The sequence below is a fragment of the Epilithonimonas tenax DSM 16811 genome, assembly GCF_000428485.1.
Taxonomy (GTDB): Bacteria; Bacteroidota; Bacteroidia; order Flavobacteriales; family Weeksellaceae; genus Epilithonimonas; species Epilithonimonas tenax.
On the sequence record NZ_AUAA01000018.1, the window covers coordinates 26,212 to 48,034 of the forward strand.

Annotated in this window: 29 protein-coding genes; 18 read left to right on the plus strand and 11 right to left on the minus strand. The window is 34.9% G+C overall.

Annotated elements, in window-relative coordinates:
- Window positions 1-2: 2 nt before the first annotated feature.
- Window positions 3-167 carry a hypothetical protein gene (locus F564_RS20605; protein ID WP_154656850.1) on the minus strand — a complete coding sequence of 55 codons (165 nt, stop codon included), beginning with the start codon at window positions 165-167 and terminating at the stop codon, window positions 3-5.
- A 35-nt stretch (window positions 168-202) separates the two neighbouring features.
- Window positions 203-454 carry a hypothetical protein gene (locus F564_RS0110340; RefSeq protein ID WP_123882493.1) on the minus strand — a complete coding sequence of 84 codons (252 nt, stop codon included), beginning with the start codon at window positions 452-454 and terminating at the stop codon, window positions 203-205.
- 307 nt (window positions 455-761) lie between these two features.
- Between F564_RS0110340 and F564_RS0110345 the strand changes: the two genes are divergently transcribed.
- The 18 genes from F564_RS0110345 to F564_RS0110440 all read left to right on the plus strand — a co-directional run bounded on the left by F564_RS0110345 (window position 762) and on the right by F564_RS0110440 (window position 14,645).
- Entirely contained in the window at window positions 762-2,420 is a 1,659-nt protein-coding gene (locus F564_RS0110345; protein ID WP_028122581.1) for a helix-turn-helix domain-containing protein, read from the plus strand.
- A 51-nt stretch (window positions 2,421-2,471) separates the two neighbouring features.
- The gene (locus F564_RS0110350; RefSeq protein WP_028122582.1) at window positions 2,472-3,317 is read left to right on the plus strand and encodes an RteC domain-containing protein; all 846 of its coding nucleotides are present in this window, start codon (window positions 2,472-2,474) and stop codon (window positions 3,315-3,317) included.
- Between the two features lie 601 nt (window positions 3,318-3,918).
- Window positions 3,919-4,182 (plus strand): helix-turn-helix domain-containing protein, encoded by a 264-nt coding sequence (locus tag F564_RS0110355; RefSeq protein ID WP_028122583.1) that lies wholly within the window; start codon window positions 3,919-3,921, stop codon window positions 4,180-4,182.
- Window positions 4,183-4,198: 16 nt separating this feature from the next.
- A complete protein-coding gene (locus F564_RS0110360) occupies window positions 4,199-4,741 on the plus strand; it encodes a hypothetical protein (RefSeq protein ID WP_028122584.1) in 543 nt (180 codons plus the stop codon).
- Window positions 4,742-4,747: 6 nt separating this feature from the next.
- On the plus strand, window positions 4,748-4,999 hold the full coding sequence (locus F564_RS0110365; protein WP_028122585.1) for a DUF3853 family protein: 252 nt from the start codon (window positions 4,748-4,750) through the stop codon (window positions 4,997-4,999).
- A gap of 2 nt (window positions 5,000-5,001) precedes the next feature.
- On the plus strand, window positions 5,002-5,754 hold the full coding sequence (locus tag F564_RS0110370) for a ribonuclease H family protein (protein ID WP_028122586.1): 753 nt from the start codon (window positions 5,002-5,004) through the stop codon (window positions 5,752-5,754).
- A gap of 46 nt (window positions 5,755-5,800) precedes the next feature.
- Window positions 5,801-6,007, plus strand: coding sequence for a hypothetical protein (locus F564_RS0110375; RefSeq protein ID WP_028122587.1), 207 nt, complete (start codon window positions 5,801-5,803; stop codon window positions 6,005-6,007).
- Window positions 6,008-6,081: 74 nt separating this feature from the next.
- Window positions 6,082-7,212, plus strand: a complete 1,131-nt coding sequence (locus F564_RS0110380) for a hypothetical protein (protein ID WP_028122588.1) — start codon at window positions 6,082-6,084, stop codon at window positions 7,210-7,212.
- 427 nt (window positions 7,213-7,639) lie between these two features.
- Window positions 7,640-8,482 (plus strand): toprim domain-containing protein, encoded by an 843-nt coding sequence (locus F564_RS0110385; RefSeq protein WP_028122589.1) that lies wholly within the window; start codon window positions 7,640-7,642, stop codon window positions 8,480-8,482.
- A 570-nt stretch (window positions 8,483-9,052) separates the two neighbouring features.
- Window positions 9,053-9,448, plus strand: coding sequence for a single-stranded DNA-binding protein (locus tag F564_RS0110395; protein ID WP_028122590.1), 396 nt, complete (start codon window positions 9,053-9,055; stop codon window positions 9,446-9,448).
- A 13-nt stretch (window positions 9,449-9,461) separates the two neighbouring features.
- On the plus strand, window positions 9,462-10,175 hold the full coding sequence (locus F564_RS20755; protein ID WP_159437613.1) for a DUF1281 family ferredoxin-like fold protein: 714 nt from the start codon (window positions 9,462-9,464) through the stop codon (window positions 10,173-10,175).
- Window positions 10,176-10,406 (plus strand): hypothetical protein, encoded by a 231-nt coding sequence (locus F564_RS20440; protein ID WP_051259639.1) that lies wholly within the window; start codon window positions 10,176-10,178, stop codon window positions 10,404-10,406.
- Window positions 10,407-10,791: 385 nt separating this feature from the next.
- On the plus strand, window positions 10,792-11,034 hold the full coding sequence (locus F564_RS0110415; RefSeq protein WP_028122591.1) for a hypothetical protein: 243 nt from the start codon (window positions 10,792-10,794) through the stop codon (window positions 11,032-11,034).
- A complete protein-coding gene (locus tag F564_RS0110420; protein WP_028122592.1) occupies window positions 11,007-11,549 on the plus strand; it encodes a PRTRC system protein E in 543 nt (180 codons plus the stop codon). The genes F564_RS0110415 and F564_RS0110420 overlap by 28 nt, the downstream gene beginning before the upstream one ends.
- Before the next feature lie 11 nt (window positions 11,550-11,560).
- The gene (locus F564_RS0110425) at window positions 11,561-11,779 is read left to right on the plus strand and encodes a PRTRC system protein C (protein WP_027379053.1); all 219 of its coding nucleotides are present in this window, start codon (window positions 11,561-11,563) and stop codon (window positions 11,777-11,779) included.
- Between the two features lie 183 nt (window positions 11,780-11,962).
- Window positions 11,963-13,045: a hypothetical protein gene (locus tag F564_RS0110430; RefSeq protein WP_228373891.1), complete on the plus strand. Its 1,083-nt coding sequence runs from the start codon at window positions 11,963-11,965 to the stop codon at window positions 13,043-13,045.
- 44 nt (window positions 13,046-13,089) lie between these two features.
- Window positions 13,090-13,836 carry a PRTRC system protein B gene (locus F564_RS0110435; protein ID WP_051259640.1) on the plus strand — a complete coding sequence of 249 codons (747 nt, stop codon included), beginning with the start codon at window positions 13,090-13,092 and terminating at the stop codon, window positions 13,834-13,836.
- 2 nt (window positions 13,837-13,838) lie between these two features.
- Window positions 13,839-14,645, plus strand: a complete 807-nt coding sequence (locus F564_RS0110440) for a PRTRC system ThiF family protein (RefSeq protein WP_028122595.1) — start codon at window positions 13,839-13,841, stop codon at window positions 14,643-14,645.
- Window positions 14,646-15,027: 382 nt separating this feature from the next.
- Here F564_RS0110440 and F564_RS20965 read toward each other — a convergent pair whose 3' ends face one another.
- From F564_RS20965 to F564_RS0110480, 9 genes are all read right to left on the minus strand, one after another.
- On the minus strand, window positions 15,028-15,237 hold the full coding sequence (locus tag F564_RS20965; RefSeq protein WP_072410579.1) for a GDCCVxC domain-containing (seleno)protein: 210 nt from the start codon (window positions 15,235-15,237) through the stop codon (window positions 15,028-15,030).
- Window positions 15,237-15,839, minus strand: a complete 603-nt coding sequence (gene merTP / locus F564_RS0110445) for a mercuric transport protein MerTP (RefSeq protein ID WP_028122596.1) — start codon at window positions 15,837-15,839, stop codon at window positions 15,237-15,239. The genes F564_RS20965 and merTP overlap by 1 nt, the downstream gene beginning before the upstream one ends.
- On the minus strand, window positions 15,836-16,210 hold the full coding sequence (locus tag F564_RS0110450; protein WP_028122597.1) for an ArsR/SmtB family transcription factor: 375 nt from the start codon (window positions 16,208-16,210) through the stop codon (window positions 15,836-15,838). The genes merTP and F564_RS0110450 overlap by 4 nt, the downstream gene beginning before the upstream one ends.
- A gap of 59 nt (window positions 16,211-16,269) precedes the next feature.
- Window positions 16,270-16,683, minus strand: a complete 414-nt coding sequence (locus F564_RS0110455; protein ID WP_198417452.1) for a bleomycin resistance protein — start codon at window positions 16,681-16,683, stop codon at window positions 16,270-16,272.
- A 106-nt stretch (window positions 16,684-16,789) separates the two neighbouring features.
- On the minus strand, window positions 16,790-19,063 hold the full coding sequence (locus tag F564_RS0110460; protein ID WP_028122599.1) for a multicopper oxidase family protein: 2,274 nt from the start codon (window positions 19,061-19,063) through the stop codon (window positions 16,790-16,792).
- 22 nt (window positions 19,064-19,085) lie between these two features.
- Window positions 19,086-19,535 carry a heme-binding domain-containing protein gene (locus F564_RS0110465; RefSeq protein WP_028122600.1) on the minus strand — a complete coding sequence of 150 codons (450 nt, stop codon included), beginning with the start codon at window positions 19,533-19,535 and terminating at the stop codon, window positions 19,086-19,088.
- Window positions 19,536-20,198, minus strand: a complete 663-nt coding sequence (locus F564_RS0110470; RefSeq protein WP_028122601.1) for a DUF3347 domain-containing protein — start codon at window positions 20,196-20,198, stop codon at window positions 19,536-19,538.
- Window positions 20,199-20,237: 39 nt separating this feature from the next.
- Entirely contained in the window at window positions 20,238-20,759 is a 522-nt protein-coding gene (locus F564_RS0110475; RefSeq protein WP_028122602.1) for a DUF305 domain-containing protein, read from the minus strand.
- A 19-nt stretch (window positions 20,760-20,778) separates the two neighbouring features.
- Window positions 20,779-21,657, minus strand: a complete 879-nt coding sequence (locus F564_RS0110480) for a DUF3347 domain-containing protein (RefSeq protein ID WP_028122603.1) — start codon at window positions 21,655-21,657, stop codon at window positions 20,779-20,781.
- Between the last annotated feature and the right edge of the window lie 166 nt (window positions 21,658-21,823).

Genomic DNA, 21,823 nt, shown 5'->3' on the forward strand with positions numbered 1-21,823 from the left:
ATTTATCCTTTTCTGACTAATATCCATTTGACATTTTTCCCACAGTAGGTGGACAGTACTTCGCCTTTTGAAAGGTAAACTACGGTGCTTATCCTTCCTTCAACCTCCCATTCTCCACTTTCCGTACATCTCTTTCCGGTGCTTAAGATCACTTTCTGATTTTCCATTTTTTGAAACTGTATCAGTTAAGCAGAAATTATCCTTACCAGATCGTGTCCTGCGCCATCCTCCAGTGCTGCTTATCTTTTTTCGGTTCATCATCATCACCTGTATCCATATTGTCAGAACCTTTTTCTTCTGCAATGCCATTTTGAATCCTTGCAGATTCTTTATTGCTTTGAACTTTCATATTTTGTTGTTTCTGTTCTGTTGTATTTAAATCAGACTCAGATCTTTCACAAGACTGCATACAGAATGCAGTTATTAGACTTAAAAGTGAGATATACTTTTTCATTTTTTTAACAATGGTTTTAAAGTTATCCCGGCCGGTTTTTGATATTGATTAGAATTCTGATGTCGAAATTAGGAGGGTTAGGGAATTAAAAAAAACTATTGTTGCATCGATTGATACATTAAATGTAACTATTGATCAATCCTACCAACAAAATTAAGGTGTATCGTATTAATAATCAGTTAGTTGTTTTGGGTGTAAAGTTTGAACAAGCGTTTGATTGTGGTTTTTTTGTTAAATTTGTATATATCTTATCATAATGCATTATTATAATGGAGTTTTAACGCTATTATTCACTTTGTTTGTGTTTATGACACAAGGTCAAGAGATACAGCAACAATCTTACAAAGAGATTTCCCGATTGATCGATTCTTATTCTGAGAATGATGAAAGGGCAATTGTTTTTGTCAAAATGTACATTGACAAAGCAAAAAATGACCATAACCTTAAAAAATTGATCCGAGGTTACGAAGAAGCCATCTATTACAGCAAAGAAACCAGCAGGAAATTATCTTATGCTGACAGTGCCATTGTCACCGCTGTAAAATCAAACGACCAGGATCAGATTGCGAGAGCCTATGCAGGAAAAGGAATTATTTATTACTATAATCTAAGACAATATAAAAAAGCTTTAGAAGAATATCTGATAGCGTTCAAATATTCAAAAAATTCAAAAGATGGTTACCTTAAGAATAAGATCATCTATCATTTGGGAATGATCAAAAGCTATTTGGGATACTATAAGCAGGCAGCTGTACATTTTTCAGAGGCAGCTGATTTTTTTGAAAAAAATGCCAAAGAGAGTTTAGATCGGAACATTAGGTACAATAATGAATCAGGTTATTTTAACAGTATTTATCGCTTAAGCACTTGTTATAAAAATCTAAGACTATATCATAAGGAAGACTCTCTGATTAATATTGGGCTGGAAAGACTTCATAACAATAACGAGCTTGTAGTTGAGTTTGGATATTTCCAGAAAGGAAAGGGTATTCAGCTGCTGAGAAAAGGAAATACAGATGAAGCCTTAAAGCGATTAAAACTCTCACGTGATATTTTGAGCAGCAATCAGGATTATGCATCATTGACGAGCGTCTATTTTTATATAGGGAAACTATATAGATCAAAGGGAAATAGAGCTGAATCGTTAAACTATTTTAATAAAGTTGATTCGCTGGTCAATAAATTTTGGTTTATTACCCCTGAGATCAGATCAAGTTACTTGTATCTGATTGATGATGCTGAAAAAAATGGGGATTCTGAACGGAAGATGTATTACGGGGATCAGTTGTTAAAGGCTGACTCCATTATTAATGCTGACTTTGTGATGCTCACGGACAAAATTTATAGCGAGTATGATAAGGAGAATCTATTAGAAGAGAAGAAGCAGATGATCAGAGGTCATCAAGTTATTTTATATTCCTCCATTGGTGCAGGACTGGTAATCTTGTTTTTTTTTATTTGGAGGTTCAGGAAAAGAGAAAAGGAATTGAATGCCAGGTATCAGGAAGTGCTGGAAAAATTAAATACCTCAAAAGAAACCATTAGTTTCGACGTCATAGCACCCGCTTCATCTGATGAAAACATTTTAGAGTTATACAGTTCGGAAATTATCGAGGACATCAAAACAAATCTAAAGATTTTTGAAGACGAAAAACAATTTCTTCAGCAGAATTTAACACTTGACATTGTTGCCAAAATGATAGGAAGCAACCGCACCCATTTATCATATGTACTCAATGTACACTTTGATGTAACATTTCCAACATACCTTAAAGCTTTAAGGATAAGATATATCACCAATTTACTTGTAGAGGAAACTATATATCTTAGTTATAAAATTGAAACACTCGCCAAAATATGTGGGATGGCGAACAGGCAGATCTTCTCAGCACACTTTCTCGAGATCAACAGTATCAGGCCTAGAGATTTTATCAGAATGAGACAGGAAGAATTAAAGAAGACCTGACTTTTTTATTTTTTAGCCCGATTTTTACGTTAACAAAAAATTGAAAAACGTATGAACGGACAAAATTTTAAAAAAAAAGTGGATCAGCTTTGGAAAGATCTTACAACAGCAGTAGATCAGATCAACAGAAGTGAGAATGATATTGTGATTCGGGCAGAAGAAATTCTGATGGAAACAGACGCCTCTATAAGACAATTGAAAGACCTATTGCGCCAATATCAATTTTCGGACTGGAGTAACGAAATATATTTCTTTAAAAATACCAAACCGCAGTTCGTAGCAGTATATATCTACTATTCCAAAGTGTTAGCTTTAGAAGCCTCAAAACCCTATGCTGATTCGCAGGCGTTAAGATCGTATTATGAAAACGAGAGATCCAATCTTTTATATTTCTATAATGAGCAAAGAGAATTCATCAGTTATTATCGTCGTAAATCGACATACCTGGACAAAAAATATTTCGTTCGGTTCAAATTTGATTTTAAGTTGAAGCTCAGTCCGGAACTGTACAGTTATGATGAGGAATTTTCCACCTCCCACGACCATATTGTCTCTCAAATAATGGCAAATGATCTTTTAGAACAATATTTAACAAATAAAATTGATTCAAAAGACAGTAAAGAAAACTCTATCGCACATATTAAGAATCTGGAATGGACGGCTCCGAAAGTTGCTCTTATTGAGTTGTTGTATGCACTTCATCAAACGAAGTGTTTTAATGGAGGTCATTCAGATCTGGCGGAAATTTTCCGTTGGGCAGAAAATTCACTAAATATTAATCTGGGTAATTATCACAAGACTTTAGGCGAAATACGGTTAAGAAAAATAGACAGAACTAAATTTTTGTCATTGCTTCAGCATAATTTTAATCAGTATTTGGATGATTTAGACCTATAGGAGAACAATTAGTTTCTACACAAAATTCTCCAATTTTAAATAGGACCATATACTATTTTCACTAATTAAGACTGTATTGGTTTTTATGTGGCTAAACATTAATATGTATTAATGTAGAGTCTTTCATTATTCATAATTCAACTTAATTTATGAAAATAGAGTATTTCATAGGAATTGTAATTGTAAATCTTTCGGTAGTATCGATAAGCTACCGAAAGATCTTCTGTGTGATTTATCATAGAGCAGCTTGATATACATCAATATCAGCGAGATTTCTACTTAGATGATCGTTAAAAGTACTTCAAGCTAATTTGAATTCGATCAATATAACTCTTAGAAATATCGGCAAAACAATAGCCTTAATGGGACAAAATAAAAAATTTAGATAAATATTGAATTATAATCCAGTAAAAGTGTGGCTTATCGCAATGCATTATATATTTCTTTTACAATTTCAAAAAAAATCAGTTAATCACCATTAACCATTGATCTAAAACTCAGTATGCAAAGGATGTATAGGAGAATCTTTCGGTAGTACCGAGAAACTACCGAAAGATATTAAGCGTGATTTTGAAATTTTGTCGAACAAAATAATTGACAAATGGCAATATCTATTATCACCAAAGAAGACCTTCAGCAATTCAAAATTGAACTATTGGAAGGCATTGAAATATTACTCAAGGGTAAGACGACAGAGCAAAAATTATGGCTTCGGAGTTCTGAGGTCAAGAAGCTTCTTAACATATCTTCAGGAACCTTACAAAATCTGAGGATCAACGGAACATTATCGTACAGCAAGATAGGGGGCTCCCTGTATTACAATTATAAAGACATCCAAAAATTGCTCACGGATAAAAAACATTAATTTTTAATACGGAATTATGAAGAATAATAAAAATATCATCGTTTTTTTTGAGCGTGTTATTGAAGATGATCGATTGTATCCCTCTCATATCAGTATGTATGTTTCACTTTTCCAGTTCTGGAGTTTGAACCGGTTTCAGAATTCTTTTCGGATTAGCCGGGAAGATGTGATGAAGTTAAGTAAGATCAGGTCAATCGCAACTTACCATAAGTGCATCAGAGAACTTTGTCGCGCAGGATTTATACGGTACTCGCCAAGTTACAATTCATACAAAGGAAGCTTGATCGAGATCGTTGATTTTGAAAGTGAAAAAGTAGGTGAAAAAAAAATATCTCAAAATCAAAATTTCTTACTACAAGATGAGATTCGCTTTTTAGTTCCGGTGTTCAATGAAGTTGAGTTATATTTTACTGAGCGGGATCTCCCATCTGCTGAAGCAGATTGTTTTTTCTCTTTTTATCAATCTAAAAACTGGAAATTGAGTAATGAGAAACCAATGAAATGCTGGCAGGCTGCTGCGAGGAATTGGATCTCTGAATTGAAAAAATCTATAAATTAAGAACAGATGAAGAATATAGATCCCAAAACTCCGATATGGCGACTAACTGTTGAAGAATTTTTGGAGGTTTCCAAAAAAATTAATTCGGAAAAAAAATATGAATACGGATTGAAAGGTCTGGCAAAAATGCTGGGATGTTCTATTTCGAAAGCCTCGGAAATAAAATCTTCAGGACTGTTGGATGATGCCATCATTCAAAACGGAAACATTATCATCATTGATAAAGAAAAGGCATTAGCGCTTTTCGCGCAAAAATAAATATGCATTACCTTGAATTAATGCAGCGGTTTTGGGATTTCAACCAAAAAACATCAATTGGAACAACGGGAATTTCAATGTATTTATACCTGCTGAAAATTGGTTCTGACAATGACTCTTGTGATTTTCAAATTTCAGATGTTGTCATAAGCATAGAATTAGGAGTCACTCGGAAAACAGTAAAATCCACTAAAGAAAAGCTCCGGAATTTAGGATTAATTCAATACCAAGCTACAAGCGGACTTGCGTGTAAATACAGGTTAATAGGAGATTATCCTTCACAAATTTCTAGCCCTGAAATGGTGAGTAAAGAAGAAATTGGAAAGGAAGAATTGATTCAAAAAACAGTAGAATCCGGAGTTTCATTACTTACAGATCGTCCCGTTCAAAATTTTTCTGAAAACACCATTGATCACGAAATTGAAAGCGATTTATCGCAAACAATACAATCCTCAAAACCACAACCAACCACTCAAAAAGGGAACGATGAAAATATTCCGTCTTTCGAAGAATTTATAACGTATGCGGAAACATTAAAAATTTACGTGCCTGAGTTAGATTCTGAAATACAATCGAAATATGAAAACTGGAAAAACAATGGCTGGAAAAATAGTTCTGATAGACCCATTACCAATTGGAAATCTTCATTGAAAAGTACGTTACCTTTTATGAATAGTCAAACGGAAAGCCATCAACTTTCACTTCAATCCATTCCGGATATAAAACGTCCAAAATCCCAAAACGGCAACCTTTGAAACCTAGGCAAATGTCTAGGATAAGAACACACTAAAAAATTGAATTATGACACTATCAGATTTAAAACCCGGTCAAAAAGTAACCATCAACGGAATGCTTGCCGAGTACAAAGGAATTCAAAAAGTGAAGATCCCGAATTTCGGTAAAGTCGAGAAAAGGGTCTTCCAAGTTCAAGGCGTTCATATCTACAAATATTATCACCTCAATGATGGATCCAAAACCCTTGTAAGCGAGAAAATCGAGTTGATATAAAATTACTAATCGAGTAATCATTTAAAATGTATCAAGAAAAATTAAAATTTCCAATCCCAATTTAAAGCGCTATTATGGCTGTACCGGAAAAGGATTTACGGTTGATCCGCAAGAATTTTGAAAATAATAATGAAGTAAATCCTGAGAGAATTCGCTTGGGCAACCGTTTCGTAGACGATTTCATTTTCGAAGGTCACGAGGCTGCGGATATTCCCATCAATGCACTTCGGGTAATATTTAATATAGTTTCTATTATCAGCAATGAGCAATTTCGTCCTGAAGACCGACCTAAACAACTTTCTTTGTTTGATGAAGAGTTTGAAACCGAGAACAATATTTTCGCTTCCTTAAAAATCAGGAACAGCAAAATTTCGCCAAGTGGATCTACAAAGCAGGTGGTAGATGCTTATGAATTTCTTACGAAGTTCAAAATGAGCTGGTATAAATCTACTAATTCTAAAGGCAAGGAAATCAGAACTTTTGGTGGACTAATTTCTATACCTAGTTATGACCAGAGAGGTTACACCACGTTTTTAATCAGTAGTTATTGGCTTAAGAAGCTAATGGTTATTCCGGAATACAATTACGTTTTGTACAATTTGGTGTACAATATCAGGAACAATAAGCATATTATTTTCGCTATCTGGCTTGCAAAACTGCCTGAAAACGGAGCCGTTTTAAAACTGTCCACACTGAACAAGAAATTTGGATTGAAGTATAGAACTTCCAAGGATTTTTGCTTCAAATTTTTAAAACCTGCAAGAGTCAGTTTGAATACATTCAATACGCTTTCCTTCAATTACAAGTACAGGGGAGATTCGATCTTTATTATTCCTTATTTAACCAAAACCATTTTGAACAACAATTTATCTCAAAACAAAAGAGAACAATTGGAATCAAGCGAAGCGTATCTGAACCATAGGGAAAAAATTGCCCAAAGATTAAGCTACATCAGAAAAAGATATGGTCTGTACGAAAATGAAATGCTCCAGTTTTCCCATCAATACAGAAACGTTCCACAAACCAGAGTTTTGATAGAAAAGGCATTCAAAGAATTTATCCGAACGGCTCGATTGAAAGAAATTAAATCTACGGAATTTCAAGGAAAATTATTTCTGAATGAAATTCAGGAACATATCATACAAATTTATCGGCGTACAAAAATGGGAGAATTATTACCAAATGGTTACCCGATAATTATTTGAATTCGGAATTGCGCTCACCCGGAATTCGGGATTGCGGTCACTGAGGTTAAGAAAATGTTAAAGTGCCAAAATTTTTGAGTGATATTTCGGAATTGCGCTCACTCCGAAATTCAAAACCCACTAAAAATATGGATAACCATTAAAAATGTGGATAACTACGAGTATAATATTAAAAATGAATGAAAATAGAAAGTTGAATTCGGAATTGCACTCACCCGAAAACTGTTGTTTTTTCGGAATTGCGGTCACTCTACTTTCGGAATTGCGCTCACCGGAATTCGGAATTGCGCTCACTCAAAAAGTGGCTCAAAACCTTTGCCATAAGAGGATGCAATGCCTCATTAAAAGTATATTAAAAGTAATTAAAAAGTTTTTTTTATTAAAAAGGAAAATGCGGATAAAAAATTTGCTTTAAAAAAGAAAAAAAATGAATTGCGAAGAAGTAAAAGAAAAAGTGAATATAAGAACAGTTTTGGAATCGTTCAGCCTTTTTCCTGTTAAAGAGAATCGGAAAACTGCATTTTACTTTGCGCTCGACAGGGAAGAGAAAATCCCGAGTTTTTCGGTTGATTTCGTTAAAAATAAAGCATTTGATTTCGGAACCGGGAAAAGTTATGATGTTATTTCAATTGTTCAGCAAATGAATCGATGTTCAGTTTCTGATGCTTTGAAGTATCTTGAAAAATTTGACTTCTCAGTTCAAAATAATACTCAGATTGAAGAAGCTGTCCAAATCAAAAATTATCAAATCATAAAAGTAAATGAAATTCAGCACCCTGCTTTAATCCAATATTTAAAATCCCGAAAAGTTTGTGAACAAAAAGATTTGGTAAAAGAAATTGAGTATATGTTGAATGGTAAGAAATATTTCGGAATTGGCTTTTTTAATAATTCAGGAGGAGTTGAAATCCGAAGTAAATATTCAAAGATATGTTTGGGCAAAAAAGATGTTACATTGATGAAAAATGATTTGATTACTTCCAATGAAATTGTAGTTTTTGAAGGTTTTTTTGATTACCTAACTTTTAAAAATTTGGAAAGTGCAGAATGTTCAATTGCAGATTGTTTGATTCTCAATTCTACGGCGATGCTTTTCAAAGTTGAAGAATCGTTGAAAGAATATGATAGAATTTCACTTTTCTTGGACAATGACCCAAATGGAAATGCAACTAAAGAAACTATTCAGAAAAAGTATAAAAATGTAGAAGATTGTTCTTTGCTGTACAAAGATTTTAAGGATTTGAACGAGTGGTTTTGTGCAACAAAGTAAAATGTAAAAATTCTGAAAATAATTTTAACGAGAAATTATATTTTAAGAATGATAAAACTGGTTAAACCTTAAAAAAACAGATTAGCTAATGTTCGATTTTCTATTTTTCCTACTATCAAAACCGTCTATTTAATCACTTCTAACTGATGTTTGGCTTTTTACTATTGCAAATGTAGGACAGCATCATTCACCTAAAAAAATATTTTTGGGTTTCTATAAAAATTCTTTCCACGAGTTCCAATAATTTTTTCAGACACTCCTGAATCCTTCGGACAAAAATATTTCGAGCCACAATCCTCCAAAGCTTTGGAGGATTGTGGTTTTATATGCCTGATACTTTCCTATGATCATCGGCAAAGAAAAAGACGGAACCTCAGTTATACGAATCAATTAAATCGCAGACGGTCTTTGACATCAACGGAAAAAACAACAAAATAAAACAACAAATAATTCTGCTTTTCCAATTGGATATAAGCAGAAAAAAAAACGAGTGTCCTCGAAACCAAATCAATCAAATCGAAAATTTTAACAAACTCGAAAATCAATTATTAACAATCAAAAATTAACATTATGAACATCGTAGGCAGAATTACAAAAAACGCAGAAATCAACACTTTAAAAAATGACAAACAGGTCGTGAATTTTTCACTAGCCATTAATGACAGATTTAAAACCAAACAAGGCGAACTAAGAGAACAGACCACTTATTATAACTGCTCCTATTGGCTAAGTGCCAACGTAGCTAAGATTTTAACGAAGGGAACATTAGTAGAGCTTACAGGCAGAGCAAGTGCGAGTGCGTGGATTGGAAAAGATGGAGAAATAAAATCGGGGTTGAATTTCCATACTTCTAACATCAAAGTACACGGAGGCGGAAAAAAGTCTGACACAGAAGAACAACCAGCTTCACAGCCACAGAAATCCAATGCTTTTGCGGAAGATACGGACGATGATTTACCATTCTAAAAGCATTCAAAATATGGAAGCACAATATAACTTTCAAATGAAGCCGAAAAGTGATAAGAATGATTGGGAAAAGGTGGAAATCTTTTCCCAATTCTATTGCGAGAGAACGACAGCAATACGGTATGCAAAAAGTCTTTCAAGAAAATTCAAATCAGAAATCCGCCTTACAGAGGGAAAAGAACCTTTCAAAACAAGCGGAACATACATTTACGAAAACAACAATTATACAACAAATATTATGGCAAATTGGTGCAACAATAAAGTAACATTCACAGGAAATCGAGAGGTTTTGGACAAAGTCTCGAATGTATTTCAAGAAATGATAGAAAAGGAAACTAAGGGAAATATTGGGCAACTGCCCGATTTTGTCAAGAGCAAAAACGGTTACTTCTGTGAAATTTATCGAAGTGAAACAGATGAATGTTCTTTCCATTATGAGACAAGATGGAGCCCAAATATCGAAGCATTATGGATTGTTGCAAATCATTACGATGTCGGATTTGTATTGGATTACGAAGAATCTGGCTGTATGGTTTTTGGCAAGACCATATGCGAAAACCAAATCTTACAGGATTATTTTCTCAATCAATGTGACTTTCAAGACTTCATCTACAATGTAGATACAGATTGTTACGAATTCGAAGGTGAAAATTACGATTACAAAGAGGAGATTATGAGAATCCTATTAGACAGGAAAATAAATAATAACAAACAAAAAATTGCATAAATGAAAACATCACTTCAACAAACAGAATATTTACTGATAAAATCAATGACCAACAGTGAATGGGATAATGGCGATTTTGCCATTATCCACATTACGGGAGAATGGAAAGAAATCCCAAAGAAAAGGCTCGAAGCCGTAAAGCCTTTGGAAAATGACTATGATTTAAAATGGCTGAATTATGCCGATACCAATGTAGAGTTTTTCAAATTTTCGGAAGAAAATTATCCCTAAGTTGAAGAATGGCTTTCGGAGAGAAGCAGGATTTTTATCGAATTGGAAAAAGAGGATTTGAAAAAATTTTTGCAACCCGAAAATAATCTGAATTGCTACCAAATGCAAGTCTATAAAAACGGAAATGCCATTTACAACGCTTTTGGAAAACAGACAGGCGAAGAATTTTGGACAGAAGAATTTTCATTATATCAATTAACTCAACAACAATGAGAGTAACAGACTTAAACGGTTGCAAGATTAAAGTAACCAATCTTGATGAAGCTATCCAAATTACAGCAGAGTAAGGAATATGAACATACAAACAAAGAATTTTCAGAATTAGATAAAAGACTGAGAAGGTTTTGGAAAGATATGTACGGAAAACTACTAAAATCAAAACAATATGAGCAATCTCGCAGACAAAACGGAGTATAAAGCATTGAACATTATTGCCAAAATGGTAAAACAATATGAAAAATTACACTATTTGGATATGACCAAAGAAGATGATTGGAATGCCACAAACGCAAGAAACCTATTACAGAGCATTATTCAAAATAATGAATATAAAATTAATTATAACAGAAATAGTAAAAAATCAATTTTAAAAACAAAATTATGCAAACCAATTTTTTCAGACAGATAGGCAAACTCAATCTTACAGGAGATTTGCAAATCACACTCCGACAAGGGGCAGAAAACAGTTTCGTTCTTTCCGTATTGCTCAACAATGAGCAATGCGGAGACGAGGCAAGGAAAACGATTCCGCCACTCAATTTAAGGGGGACAGCGGAAGAATTGGACAACGGATTTTTTGAAAGTATTTCGACACCATTGCAGACCGCATCGGGCTTAATGGTAGATATGGAAAGTTTTATGAAACAGGTCGAAGAAGCCAAGAAGAAATCGGCAATGGAAAAGGAGAAATCCGACAAGGAGAAAAAAGAAAAGGAAGGCAAAGATAAAAAGTACAAAGAAGCCTTGCAAAAAGCCGAAGAACTCGAAAAAGACGGCAAATACAAAGAAGCGTGGTCAGCTCTTCCAAAAGTATCGGAATTTCCCGATTATGCTGAAATCATCCGCAAAAAGCAGGATGAATATGAGAAACATTTTGCACCAAGCCTATTCTCTGAAACGACCAATGAAAATGTTGAATCTTAAAAATATTATAAATGTTACTTGCAACCCTATTAGACCGAGTTTTTATACTCAAAGATAACGGACAGGAAATACGTTTACCTGACCCTGAACCAAAATGGAGCGTAGAATCAGTAATGAACTTTTACGCCAACACGTACCCGATACTGACCACTTCAAAAATTTCAGCACCGAAAATCAAGGATGATGCTGTTGAATATCAATTTGAAAGTGTGATGGGAACAAAAGGATAATAAATAGTTGATGGTTTTTGGTTGACAGTTGATAGAATTACAATCTAAAAGCTAACAACCATCAACCATAAACTGACAAACAAAAATAAAATGAATGCAACGAAAAACCATATCGGGGACAATTCAACCTCCCGAAGAAAAAAAACAAAGGCAACTTCACTTACAATTGAGGGAATACGCACAATGGATGCATCAGATAAAAGACAGTTCGGAAGTTCAGAAAGACCAACGGAAATCCGTTCCAATCTCCCAACTTCCAATGCTTTTCTGAGAACCTGCTTTATGCCGAAATTAAAGGAGAATGAAATAACAATAACACAGGGCAAACGTAAGTCTGCTAAAACAGAAAGGGATTTTTATAAGTCCCTTTCTCAATTAGCAAAGCATTATGATATAACCCCAATGCCGACACAGCATTTTAATTATCCATACAATATCAGCCTTGCTTTGAGAGATATTGAAACGCAGTTGAAAACCAAGACTGAAAATTGGCAGAGTGTTAGGCTGATAGAAAAAGGGAGTAAGACTTGCTTTGCAATAGAAGAAAGATGCAACACAGGGGCAACCTTGTTTTATGTTCCCGTCGTACCGCTTTATCAATTGCTCCGCAATAAGGTACACAGAAAAGCAGCTTGCTTACTATTGTCCGTATGCACTTATCTGTATAGAAATGTAGATATTCCATATTACAGACAGGAAGATTCTTATCTCTATTGGAATTACGAAATGCTTACTGATTGGATAGAGCAGGACGAAGAAATAGAAGATAACCACATCTGCAAAAAAGAACTTCAACGGGCGGAAATCATCGGAGATATGATGGGACAAAAAATTTCCAATGCTAAGAATCTTCTTTTTTTTGAGCAACGCTTGAAACGTTTTATACCGAAAAACAGGTTTGATAAAGAATGCCTTCAATTGGCAGAAAAAACCTTTAAACTTTATTGTGATTACCCTAATGAAAGCATTTTCAGAAATGCCCACTATAATAATGCAAACAAGCCCTCAGAAATGGAGGGAGATGACAATTATAATGAGGAAACTGTTATCGCAATGGATAAATATATTTCCTTTTTTGCCGAGAGTGACGGATTGATTTATGATAATCTAACGAGTATGGTCAATAATGAGTTCAACGAATATGCTGAAACACAGCAACCAATGATTTTTAAAACCTTTGACGGAAGTGATATATTGGATAAAAACCTTGATTTTGAAAATCAGTTGTTTAAGGTCTTAAACGAATTGTGCCGATTGCTCAACTAATCTGTGCATACACGGCGCAAATAATTCAATTATAAAAACAAGCTATGAGAAATACAGCCAATACAATTAAGAACGAAGAAACCGACATAACCAATAATTTTGGAACACTTTACTATCCTAAATCAGCACTGGTCTTTTATGAGACAGAAGATTATAATCGCGATGGTTATGTTGAACATTTTGATATTGACCCTAATGGAAACCCTGTCAATGCCCACCCTTTGACTGTAAGGGAGGCACAACGACTCTCCAAATCTTTAAATATTCAAAATAAGAAAGAAAAAGATTTTCTAAGACCAAGTGGTATTATTTCTGAAACTGTACTATTTATAGATACATCGGAAAATGGAAAAGTGGTCTGGTACACAAAAGCACAGGAACGACAGTTACTATTTACCGAAAAGCTTTCCATTCCAAATGGTTTAGCGAATGTGCCACCTTTGCTATGGTGTGCCAATAAGCAGGGAATGAAAATATTCGCATTGGAGACAGACCAACGCCCCAATACAGATACACCACTATTTCACGCTCCGTTCTTTAATGTTTACGAAAGCGGAAGTGTTTGTATGGGAACGGTCGACGTAAACATTAAAAGTTCCGCATCACTCGAAGAGTTTACTAAGAAATGGGAAAACTATTTTTTCAATTCTTATTTCAGCCATTTGGTCAACAGCCATAATCCGATTAAAGGAAACTTGGTAATCCTTTGGAAAAGCCTTATTGATTCAAAAGAGCCGTTTCCGACAGATATTCTAATCAATTCAAATCTAACTTTAAAAAATCTACTCTAATGATACAATCTGAAAAAACAAAAGTCCATTTTACCGATGATAGCCTTTTAAATCCTACCAATCCTGTAATGGTAAACCTCATAGGTGCAGGTGGTACAGGTTCTAAAGTATTGACCGCCTTGATCGAAATGAACCATTCATTGATTGAATTGGGACACGCAGGATTACAGGTGCGGTTGTGGGATGATGATATTGTCACAGAAGCGAATCAAGGCAGACAGCGTTTTGCAGAATGTGAAGTAGGATTACCAAAGGCAGTTGCACTGATAAATCGGGCAAACCGATGGTCTGGAACGAATTGGAAAGCCGAAGTCAGAAAGTTTGAAAGAGATTCTTTAGGAAGAATCCAAGAGAATATGCAGTCCGCAATTTATATGTCGTGTGTTGATAATGTCAAATCACGATTTGAAATTGCTGATATTCTGAATGAATTGAAAGAGGGTAGGAGATTATACAGAAACCAGGCTAAATATTGGATGGATTTTGGCAACAACCGATATTCTGGACAGGTTTTGCTTTCTACAGTTGAGAATATAAAACAACCTGATTCCGAAAAATATCAAACAACGTCGAATCTTCCTTATGTGACGGAAGAATTTGGAGAACTGCTTTTGCAGTCTGAAACGCAAGATGATACACCAAGTTGCAGTTTAGCAGAAGCATTAGAAAAGCAGGATTTGTTTATTAATTCTACATTAGCACAAATGGGATGTTCTCTATTGTGGAACTTGTTTCGCAACGGACTGACTGAAAACAGAGGTTTTTTCCTTAATCTAAAAAATTTCCATTCTCAACTGATAAAAATATAAAAAACCGCCTGACCAAAAGTTGGGCGGCAAAAATGCAATTCCTCCCTGCGGTCGGAAACGTATTTTTGCGGAAAGCGGAACAACCCCATTTCTAAAACAATTCCGGACTTTGGCTTTGGTTTGTTTTTGAAAAAAGGTTGTAAGTATTAACTGACTATAGAAAACTCGTTGTGCATAGTTTCAATTAAGCATTAAAATAGTTAGTTGAAACTATGCACTTTCAGTGCAAGAATTTCAGTTTCTATAAATTTTTTATTCGACACAGATGCACAGATAATAAAATGAATTTTTTAATATTTTATTATCTGTGCATCTGTGGAGTTTTTTAAACGAATTTCATTCGTTGTTCAAATCTATGGACTGAAAGTCCATAGTGGTTTAGTTATTTACAACAAGCATTTCCCTCTTGAATAGGTGGGCACTTTACTGTACCGTAACTACAAAACACGCAACAATCTCCCTTTATAGGTTTTAGAGTTGTTTTGCAACTCTCACACTGATAGAAAAATTGACAAGCATCAGTTGGCATTTCTTCGGATTTCTTATGTCCGCAGGTTGGACAAGTTATTTCGGATATTAAAATGATGTCCATTATGAAATAATTTTGCTTTTTAGTGATTTGTAACCAGTAGAGTTGATAGCTTTTTCGATTTGCTCGATGCTGGTTTGTTTGTTGTCGAACTTTACAATTGCGTTGCCTTTTTCGTAAGAAACAATAACTTCAACAATGCCTTTTAGTTTGCTAATTTCTGTCTTTACATGATGTTCACATCCTGAACAAGTCATTCCTTTAATAGTAAATTCAACTTTCTGAATTTTAGAAGTCGAAGTAACAATTGCCGTGATTTTTGTCTTCGGAACAAAGATGTGAGCATAACTCGGAAATGATAGAAGTAAAACTGATATTACGGTAATACTTCCTAACAATGATTTCGTTTGCATAAAATTTTGTTTTTGATTTGTTTCACAATTACAGTCAATTTGTTGTTGAGGTTTCAGTTTTTGATACCAAGCAAAGCCAAGAACTAAAACAGTCATACCAATAAAATAAGGTCGAAAAGGTTCGAGCCACGAAAAGGTAGAAGCAATTCCGCTTGAACCCGCAACTATAGCCAAAATTGGCGTAATACAGCACAAGGACGAAGCAATTGCTGTCAAAAGTCCTGCACCGATTAATTTTTTTTCTGTTTTCATATTGTTTCCAAAATTTTGTTTTCGTTAAGGATTTTGAAAAAAGGTTTGAGCATTTTTTCATACTCTTTTGCCAACGAATAGAAAATAGTTTGCGCTTGTCTTTCCGTTTCAATGAGTTTTCTGTCTTTGAGTTTTCGCAAGTGCTGAGAAACTGCCGAAATGGTCATACTGAGAATATCGCTTAGGTCGCAAACACAAAGTTTCTTTTCTTCATAAAGAAGAAAAAGTATTTTCAGTCTTACATTGTTACCCGCTAACTCAAGTCCGCTGGATAAATAATCAACTGTTCCTTTGATTTCACTAATCCGGTCTTTGCAACGCATTATCTGCTTAACGTCCGCCTGCTGCCTTATACAAGAAAGATTATCCATAAGTACAAAGATAAGCAAATTGTTTATTTAAGCAAATACTAAAATACAAAAACATCTTTTTATACATTTTCATAAAAGGATAAAAGATTTCCGTATAAGTCTAATGCTGCAAATTCTCTTGTGCCATAATAGGTACTTTCTATCTCTGTTTTTTCATTGTGAAGCACCTCTTTTTCTTTTAGCTCTTTATACAGCTCTTCAACTCCTTTTACTTCAATTCTGCAACTGTGTGTTCCTGCTAAAAAGCTTTCTGCCCCACTACTAATCGGTTTTAGAAATAGAAAAATGCTTTTCCATTTCCAACTATAATTGCAGGAAGCCCACAAATGCAGTTCTATGTTGCCCCGAACCAAAATTGCAAAAGTGTCTTCCTTGTGCCGACAATCAAAACCAAATTTGTCTTTGTAAAATTGAACTGCTTTGTCAATTTCCCTGACAGGAAATGCGGGTGTTGCCTTTATCAGTTCTATCATTGTCATGTGCAATTTTAAATTGTAATATTGTGGTAAATAGTTGAGACAGCTCAAACGGATTGAAAAAACGTTTTCGGTTTCCTGGCTTAGCTGTTTATCCTTTGTTTTAATAATTTAAAGATAACCCAATACCCCAGCCCATATCGCTATCATAATGTGTACGAATACCCACATTTTTATTGATAATATATTTTAGCTCTGTCATATATTCCATATCGGTGTTGACCATAAAACCACCTCTTAGTCTTTTTGAAATTGGTATATCTTTACGCATTAACTGCAATCTCACAATTCCATCATGATATACTTCTGCCTGAAAATTGACCAGCATCGGCAGCGTATAGATAAATCCTAAGCTAAACTGTCTGCGGGTGTCTTTCTCATTTCTTTGCCCAAACAAATTCTTTTCGTGCTGATCAATACCGAGTCTGCGGTAACGCCAGTCAAAACCGATGAATGGCATAAACCATTGCATTTTACCAATATATCGTCCTAAATGAGTTTCTACTTCATAACCGTGCATATCATTGTAGCCCAAACGCCATTCTGTACCTAATTGGTAGCGTGCATTCATTAGCATAGCTTCTCCATCATTACCATTGGTTGCAAAATCGTTTTGTGCCATAAAATGAGGCATATTACTTTCTCTTTGCAATTCTTTATAGGCTTTTGCCTTATCGGGTAGATAGGGGTTATTGTAGTCTCCAACTTCAAAGACCCTGTTCATTCCCGCCATCATGTGATATAATATATGGCAATGAAAGAACCAATCACCTTCCTCATTTGCTAAAAACTCAATGGTATCTATTTCCATAGGCATGATATCCAACACATTTTTAAGCGGCGATTTTTCGCCTTTTCCGTTTATCACCCTGAAATCAAATCCGTGAAGATGCATTGGATGCCGCATCATTGAATTATTATAAATGGTAATCCGTAGAATTTCTCCTTTTTTTACAGGTATTTTGTCAGTTTCCGAAAGTATTTTATTATCCATGCTCCATACATAGCGGTTCATGTTGCCAGTAAGTGTGAATTTCAACTCTTTTACAGGCGCATCATTTGGAAGAGAGGTGTTATAAGGTGATTGCAACATAGCATAATTTAATGTTTTGATGTCTCCCAAGGCATTAGCGTTGTAACGGTTAGCGTCGTTATCCATATCCATACCCTCATGCTTACTGTGGTCTGCTTTTTTTGTTGCATCTCCGGTAATTTCGGGATACATCACTACATTCATGTCCATTTGGTTAAGGCTCATCTTCATGCCCATATCGTTCAAATCGCCATTCATTTTCATCATATCGTTCATCATCTTCATCCCCTCGAAATACTTCAATCGTGGGAGTGGAGAAATAAGCTGTTTGACCCCATCACCTATAAAGTAACTCGCAGATTGTGTCCTGTCTTCGGTTGTTGCTAAGAACTCGTAAGCCAAACCATCTTGAGGGATAGTCACTACAATATCGTAAGTTTCAGAAACGGCAATGATTAACCTGTCCACCTCTACAGGCTCAACATCATTCCCATCATTCGCTACTACTGTAATTTTTCCTCCAGCATACCGTAGCCAGAAATATGAAGACGCCCCTCCATTGGAAACACGCAATCTGACTTTGTCGCCTGCTTTTAGCTTTTTACCATCAATTGTTTTCAAATCGGTGCTATGGCTACCATTTATTAGGATTTTATCATAGTAAATGTCACTGACATCCATCGCCAGCATCCGCTTCCACTCGTTTTTTACCTTTACCCCTAATTTTCCCTCCTTAATAGCTTCAACATATGATTGTGTTGCGCCTTTCTTAATGGCCGCCCAATCATTTGCATTGTGTAGCATACGGTTGATATTATCGGGGTTAAGATTTGTCCACTCACTTAATATAATTGGAACGGTCGGCAAATCGTCAATTCCTTTTCTAAAGGTTTTATCATCATCCTTTTTCTTCATTATAAAACTACCATACATCCCAATTTGCTCCTGCAAACCAGAATGTGAGTGATACCAATGCGTTCCGTGTTGGATAATTGGGAAACGATAGGTATACGTTGTGCCTGCCTTAATAGGTTTTTGTGTAAGCCAGGGCACACCATCTTCTTTGTTGGGCAGGAACACTCCGTGCCAATGCAATGAGGTACTTTCTTTTAATTGGTTATGTACAACAATTTCGGCTGTATCACCTTCTGTGAATGTAAGCGTTGGCATTGGTATTTGACCATTTACGGAAATGGCTCTTTTTTCTTTGCCTGCGTAGTTGACAAGCGTATCTTTTACATACAACTCGTAACGAACTACTTTTTGTGCAAAGAGAGATTGCGAACATAACAGTATAAAAACTGCTTGCAGCAACCTGATCGTAATATTTTTAGGTATATTCATTTTGATATTTTTTTTTTGAAACTTACTCCTGCTCTTTTAACCAATTGGTTAATACTTTGATTTGCTCATCATTCAGTTTTGTATTTTTATGCATCATTGTATATGATGATAAGGGCATTTGTTTAGTTTCGATTTGTTCTTTAATTGAGTTTAATAATCTTTCCTGCTTCCTATTTGAGTATGTATCCCATTCGTTGAAATTCAAATCTTCTTTTGCGTTTTTGATATGGCTCTCTACCAATGCTCTTGCGGGCTGTATGTAATCGTACCAAACATAGTTGGTATTGTTGCTATGGCAATCGTAGCAAGAGGTTTGAAACATCGCTTTTACTTGAACAGGCATTTTATAGAATTGGGTAAAATCTGTTGTGTAAACCTGCCCTTTATCTACATTAAGGGCAGGCTGATAAAATTGTATTCCAATAAAAATAAACAGAACTATTGCCAATATTATCTTTAATACTTTCTTCATTTAGAACTCTTTTTTTACAGAGCCACAGGTAAGCATCTGATTACCGTAATATGGATTTTTTATTGCTTTAGCTTCGCTAATCCAAACAGCACCTTTACCATCATTGTACATTGGGCAATAGTTCTGATATAGTTTTTGTGTAGTCCCAAATAATGCAATAAGGTCGGAAACATCTTTACTTAACGATGCTAAATGCTCTCTTTGATGGTCTATTTTGCCTGCATTATCGCCAATGTGTTCTGCATTTTCCTTAGCATTTTCGAAAATATCCATAAACTCCTTATGCTTGTTTGCAGCTATGGTTTTCATATCCACCTTGCTTAAAGTAGCAAAAAGTTGTTTTCCTGCATTAGCAGCTGCTTTGTCATTATCTGCAACGAGTGCATTTTTTAAAACCAGATAATCTTTTACAATTGGTTCAATAGAGAAGTTTTGTGCCTGCTCTTTTACAGCGGATTTTTCCACCTTTTGAGATAGTGTATCTCTTGAAGTAACGGCAGCTGTTGTATCATTTTGTGTTGCTGCTGACAAATCTTGGGTTTCAGTTATGGCTGTGCTATCATTAGTTTGCTGGTTGTTATTTTTATTTGAAGATTGATTGCAGGAAATTGTTACAACTGCAATTGCTACTAATGTAATGATTGAGAAAATTATATTTTTCATTTTATTTATTTCTAATATTATTAAAGGAATTTATCTTATTTATTTGTTTTCAAATTCTTTCAGCTTACGCTTCATAAGTTCGATTTCTTTTGCCTGTGTTTCGAGTATGTTTTTTTGCAACTCTATCAGCTCGGGGTCGGTTAGCTTTGCTTTTTCAGACATCAGCACTGCTGCTGCGTGGTGTGGTATCATACCTTTTACAAATTGTTTGTCGCCCACATTTATTTGCTCCCGAATACCAAACCAAGAAAAAACACCAATTGCAAGGGAAAATGTAATGATTACCCGGTTGATTTTTTTGTTTTGATACATTCCTTTCATTATCCATATTTCAATGACCAACATTGCCGAAACCATTAGCAGGGTCATATATAAATTATTGATGTTCGGGATAAGATTGTCCAATCCGTCTATCATAGCATACATAATAAAGTACATAACTACAAACATTGCAACAGCCATTATAGCAAAGCGTTTGTACATTGCTAAAGAATGATTGGGATTATTTTCTTCACTCTTTTGGGTATGTTGCATTCCGTGTTGGTTTTTCATACTTTCCATAACAATTGTTTTTTATTTGTTATTTAATAGTTTCTTGTACGCTGCCACAAGTGAGCATTTGAGAGCCGTAATACGGGTTTTTAATTGCTTCTTCTTTGCTTAGCCAATTTGCTCCTTTACCATTATTGTACATTGGGCAATGTTGATAATAAACAGGTGTTTCTTGTTTTGAAACTTTGGCTAATTCGTACATATTATTAGCCAGTAAAGCGAAAATTTCTCTTTGTTTGGTAACATCTTTTGCTATAGCAATTTTTTCTGCATTAGCAGTTAAATCTTTCATTACTTTCATCCAAACGGTATGTTCTTCGTTGGAAAGTTTTGTCATTTCTACTGCTTTAATGGCTTTTACCAATTCGGTAGCTTTTGCGGAAGAAGTACCTGCATCAGTTTTTACCAACGCATCTTTCACTGAAAAATAGTTATTGAAAACGGCTTTTAATTGCGGTACATTTTGTGTTTCAGTGGTATTTTTTTGAGCCATATCGCTTTGGTTATGGTTGGCGTGTTCATTTTTCATATCCATACCTGCATCTCTGGTTTTTGCAACTGGTTTTAGTTCCCTTTTATACTGGCAACAGTCGGATAATTTTGCATATACATCATCTGGAGCCAAAAATTTCTCACTGTCATAACCTGCTAAGGCAATGCGTTTCAATATTTCGTCCTGATTTGTTTTTTTACCATCATAGTTGAGTGTAGCAATCTTGGTATCTTTATTCCAATCTACCGTGGCTACATTTTTTAAATTTCCTGCTTTTTCGATGGTTGTTTTACACATTTCGCAGTTGCCATATATTTTTACAGTTTCTGTTTTTGCATTTTTGATTTGTGCAAAACTGTTTACGGCTGATAGTAATACGATGATTACCATCAATATTTTTGATATTGATTTCATTTTTATTTTTTTTAATTTAATAAGATATACGAAGAGTTTGCGAAAACTGGATTCAGCTTTCGACAAGGCACACGTATGGCTAACAAGCCATCGTTTTAGCTTATTTTAGGTGGTTGCCAAATGGAAGAGTAGCCTGAAGAATAGTAGGCTTCTTTGAAACCGAATT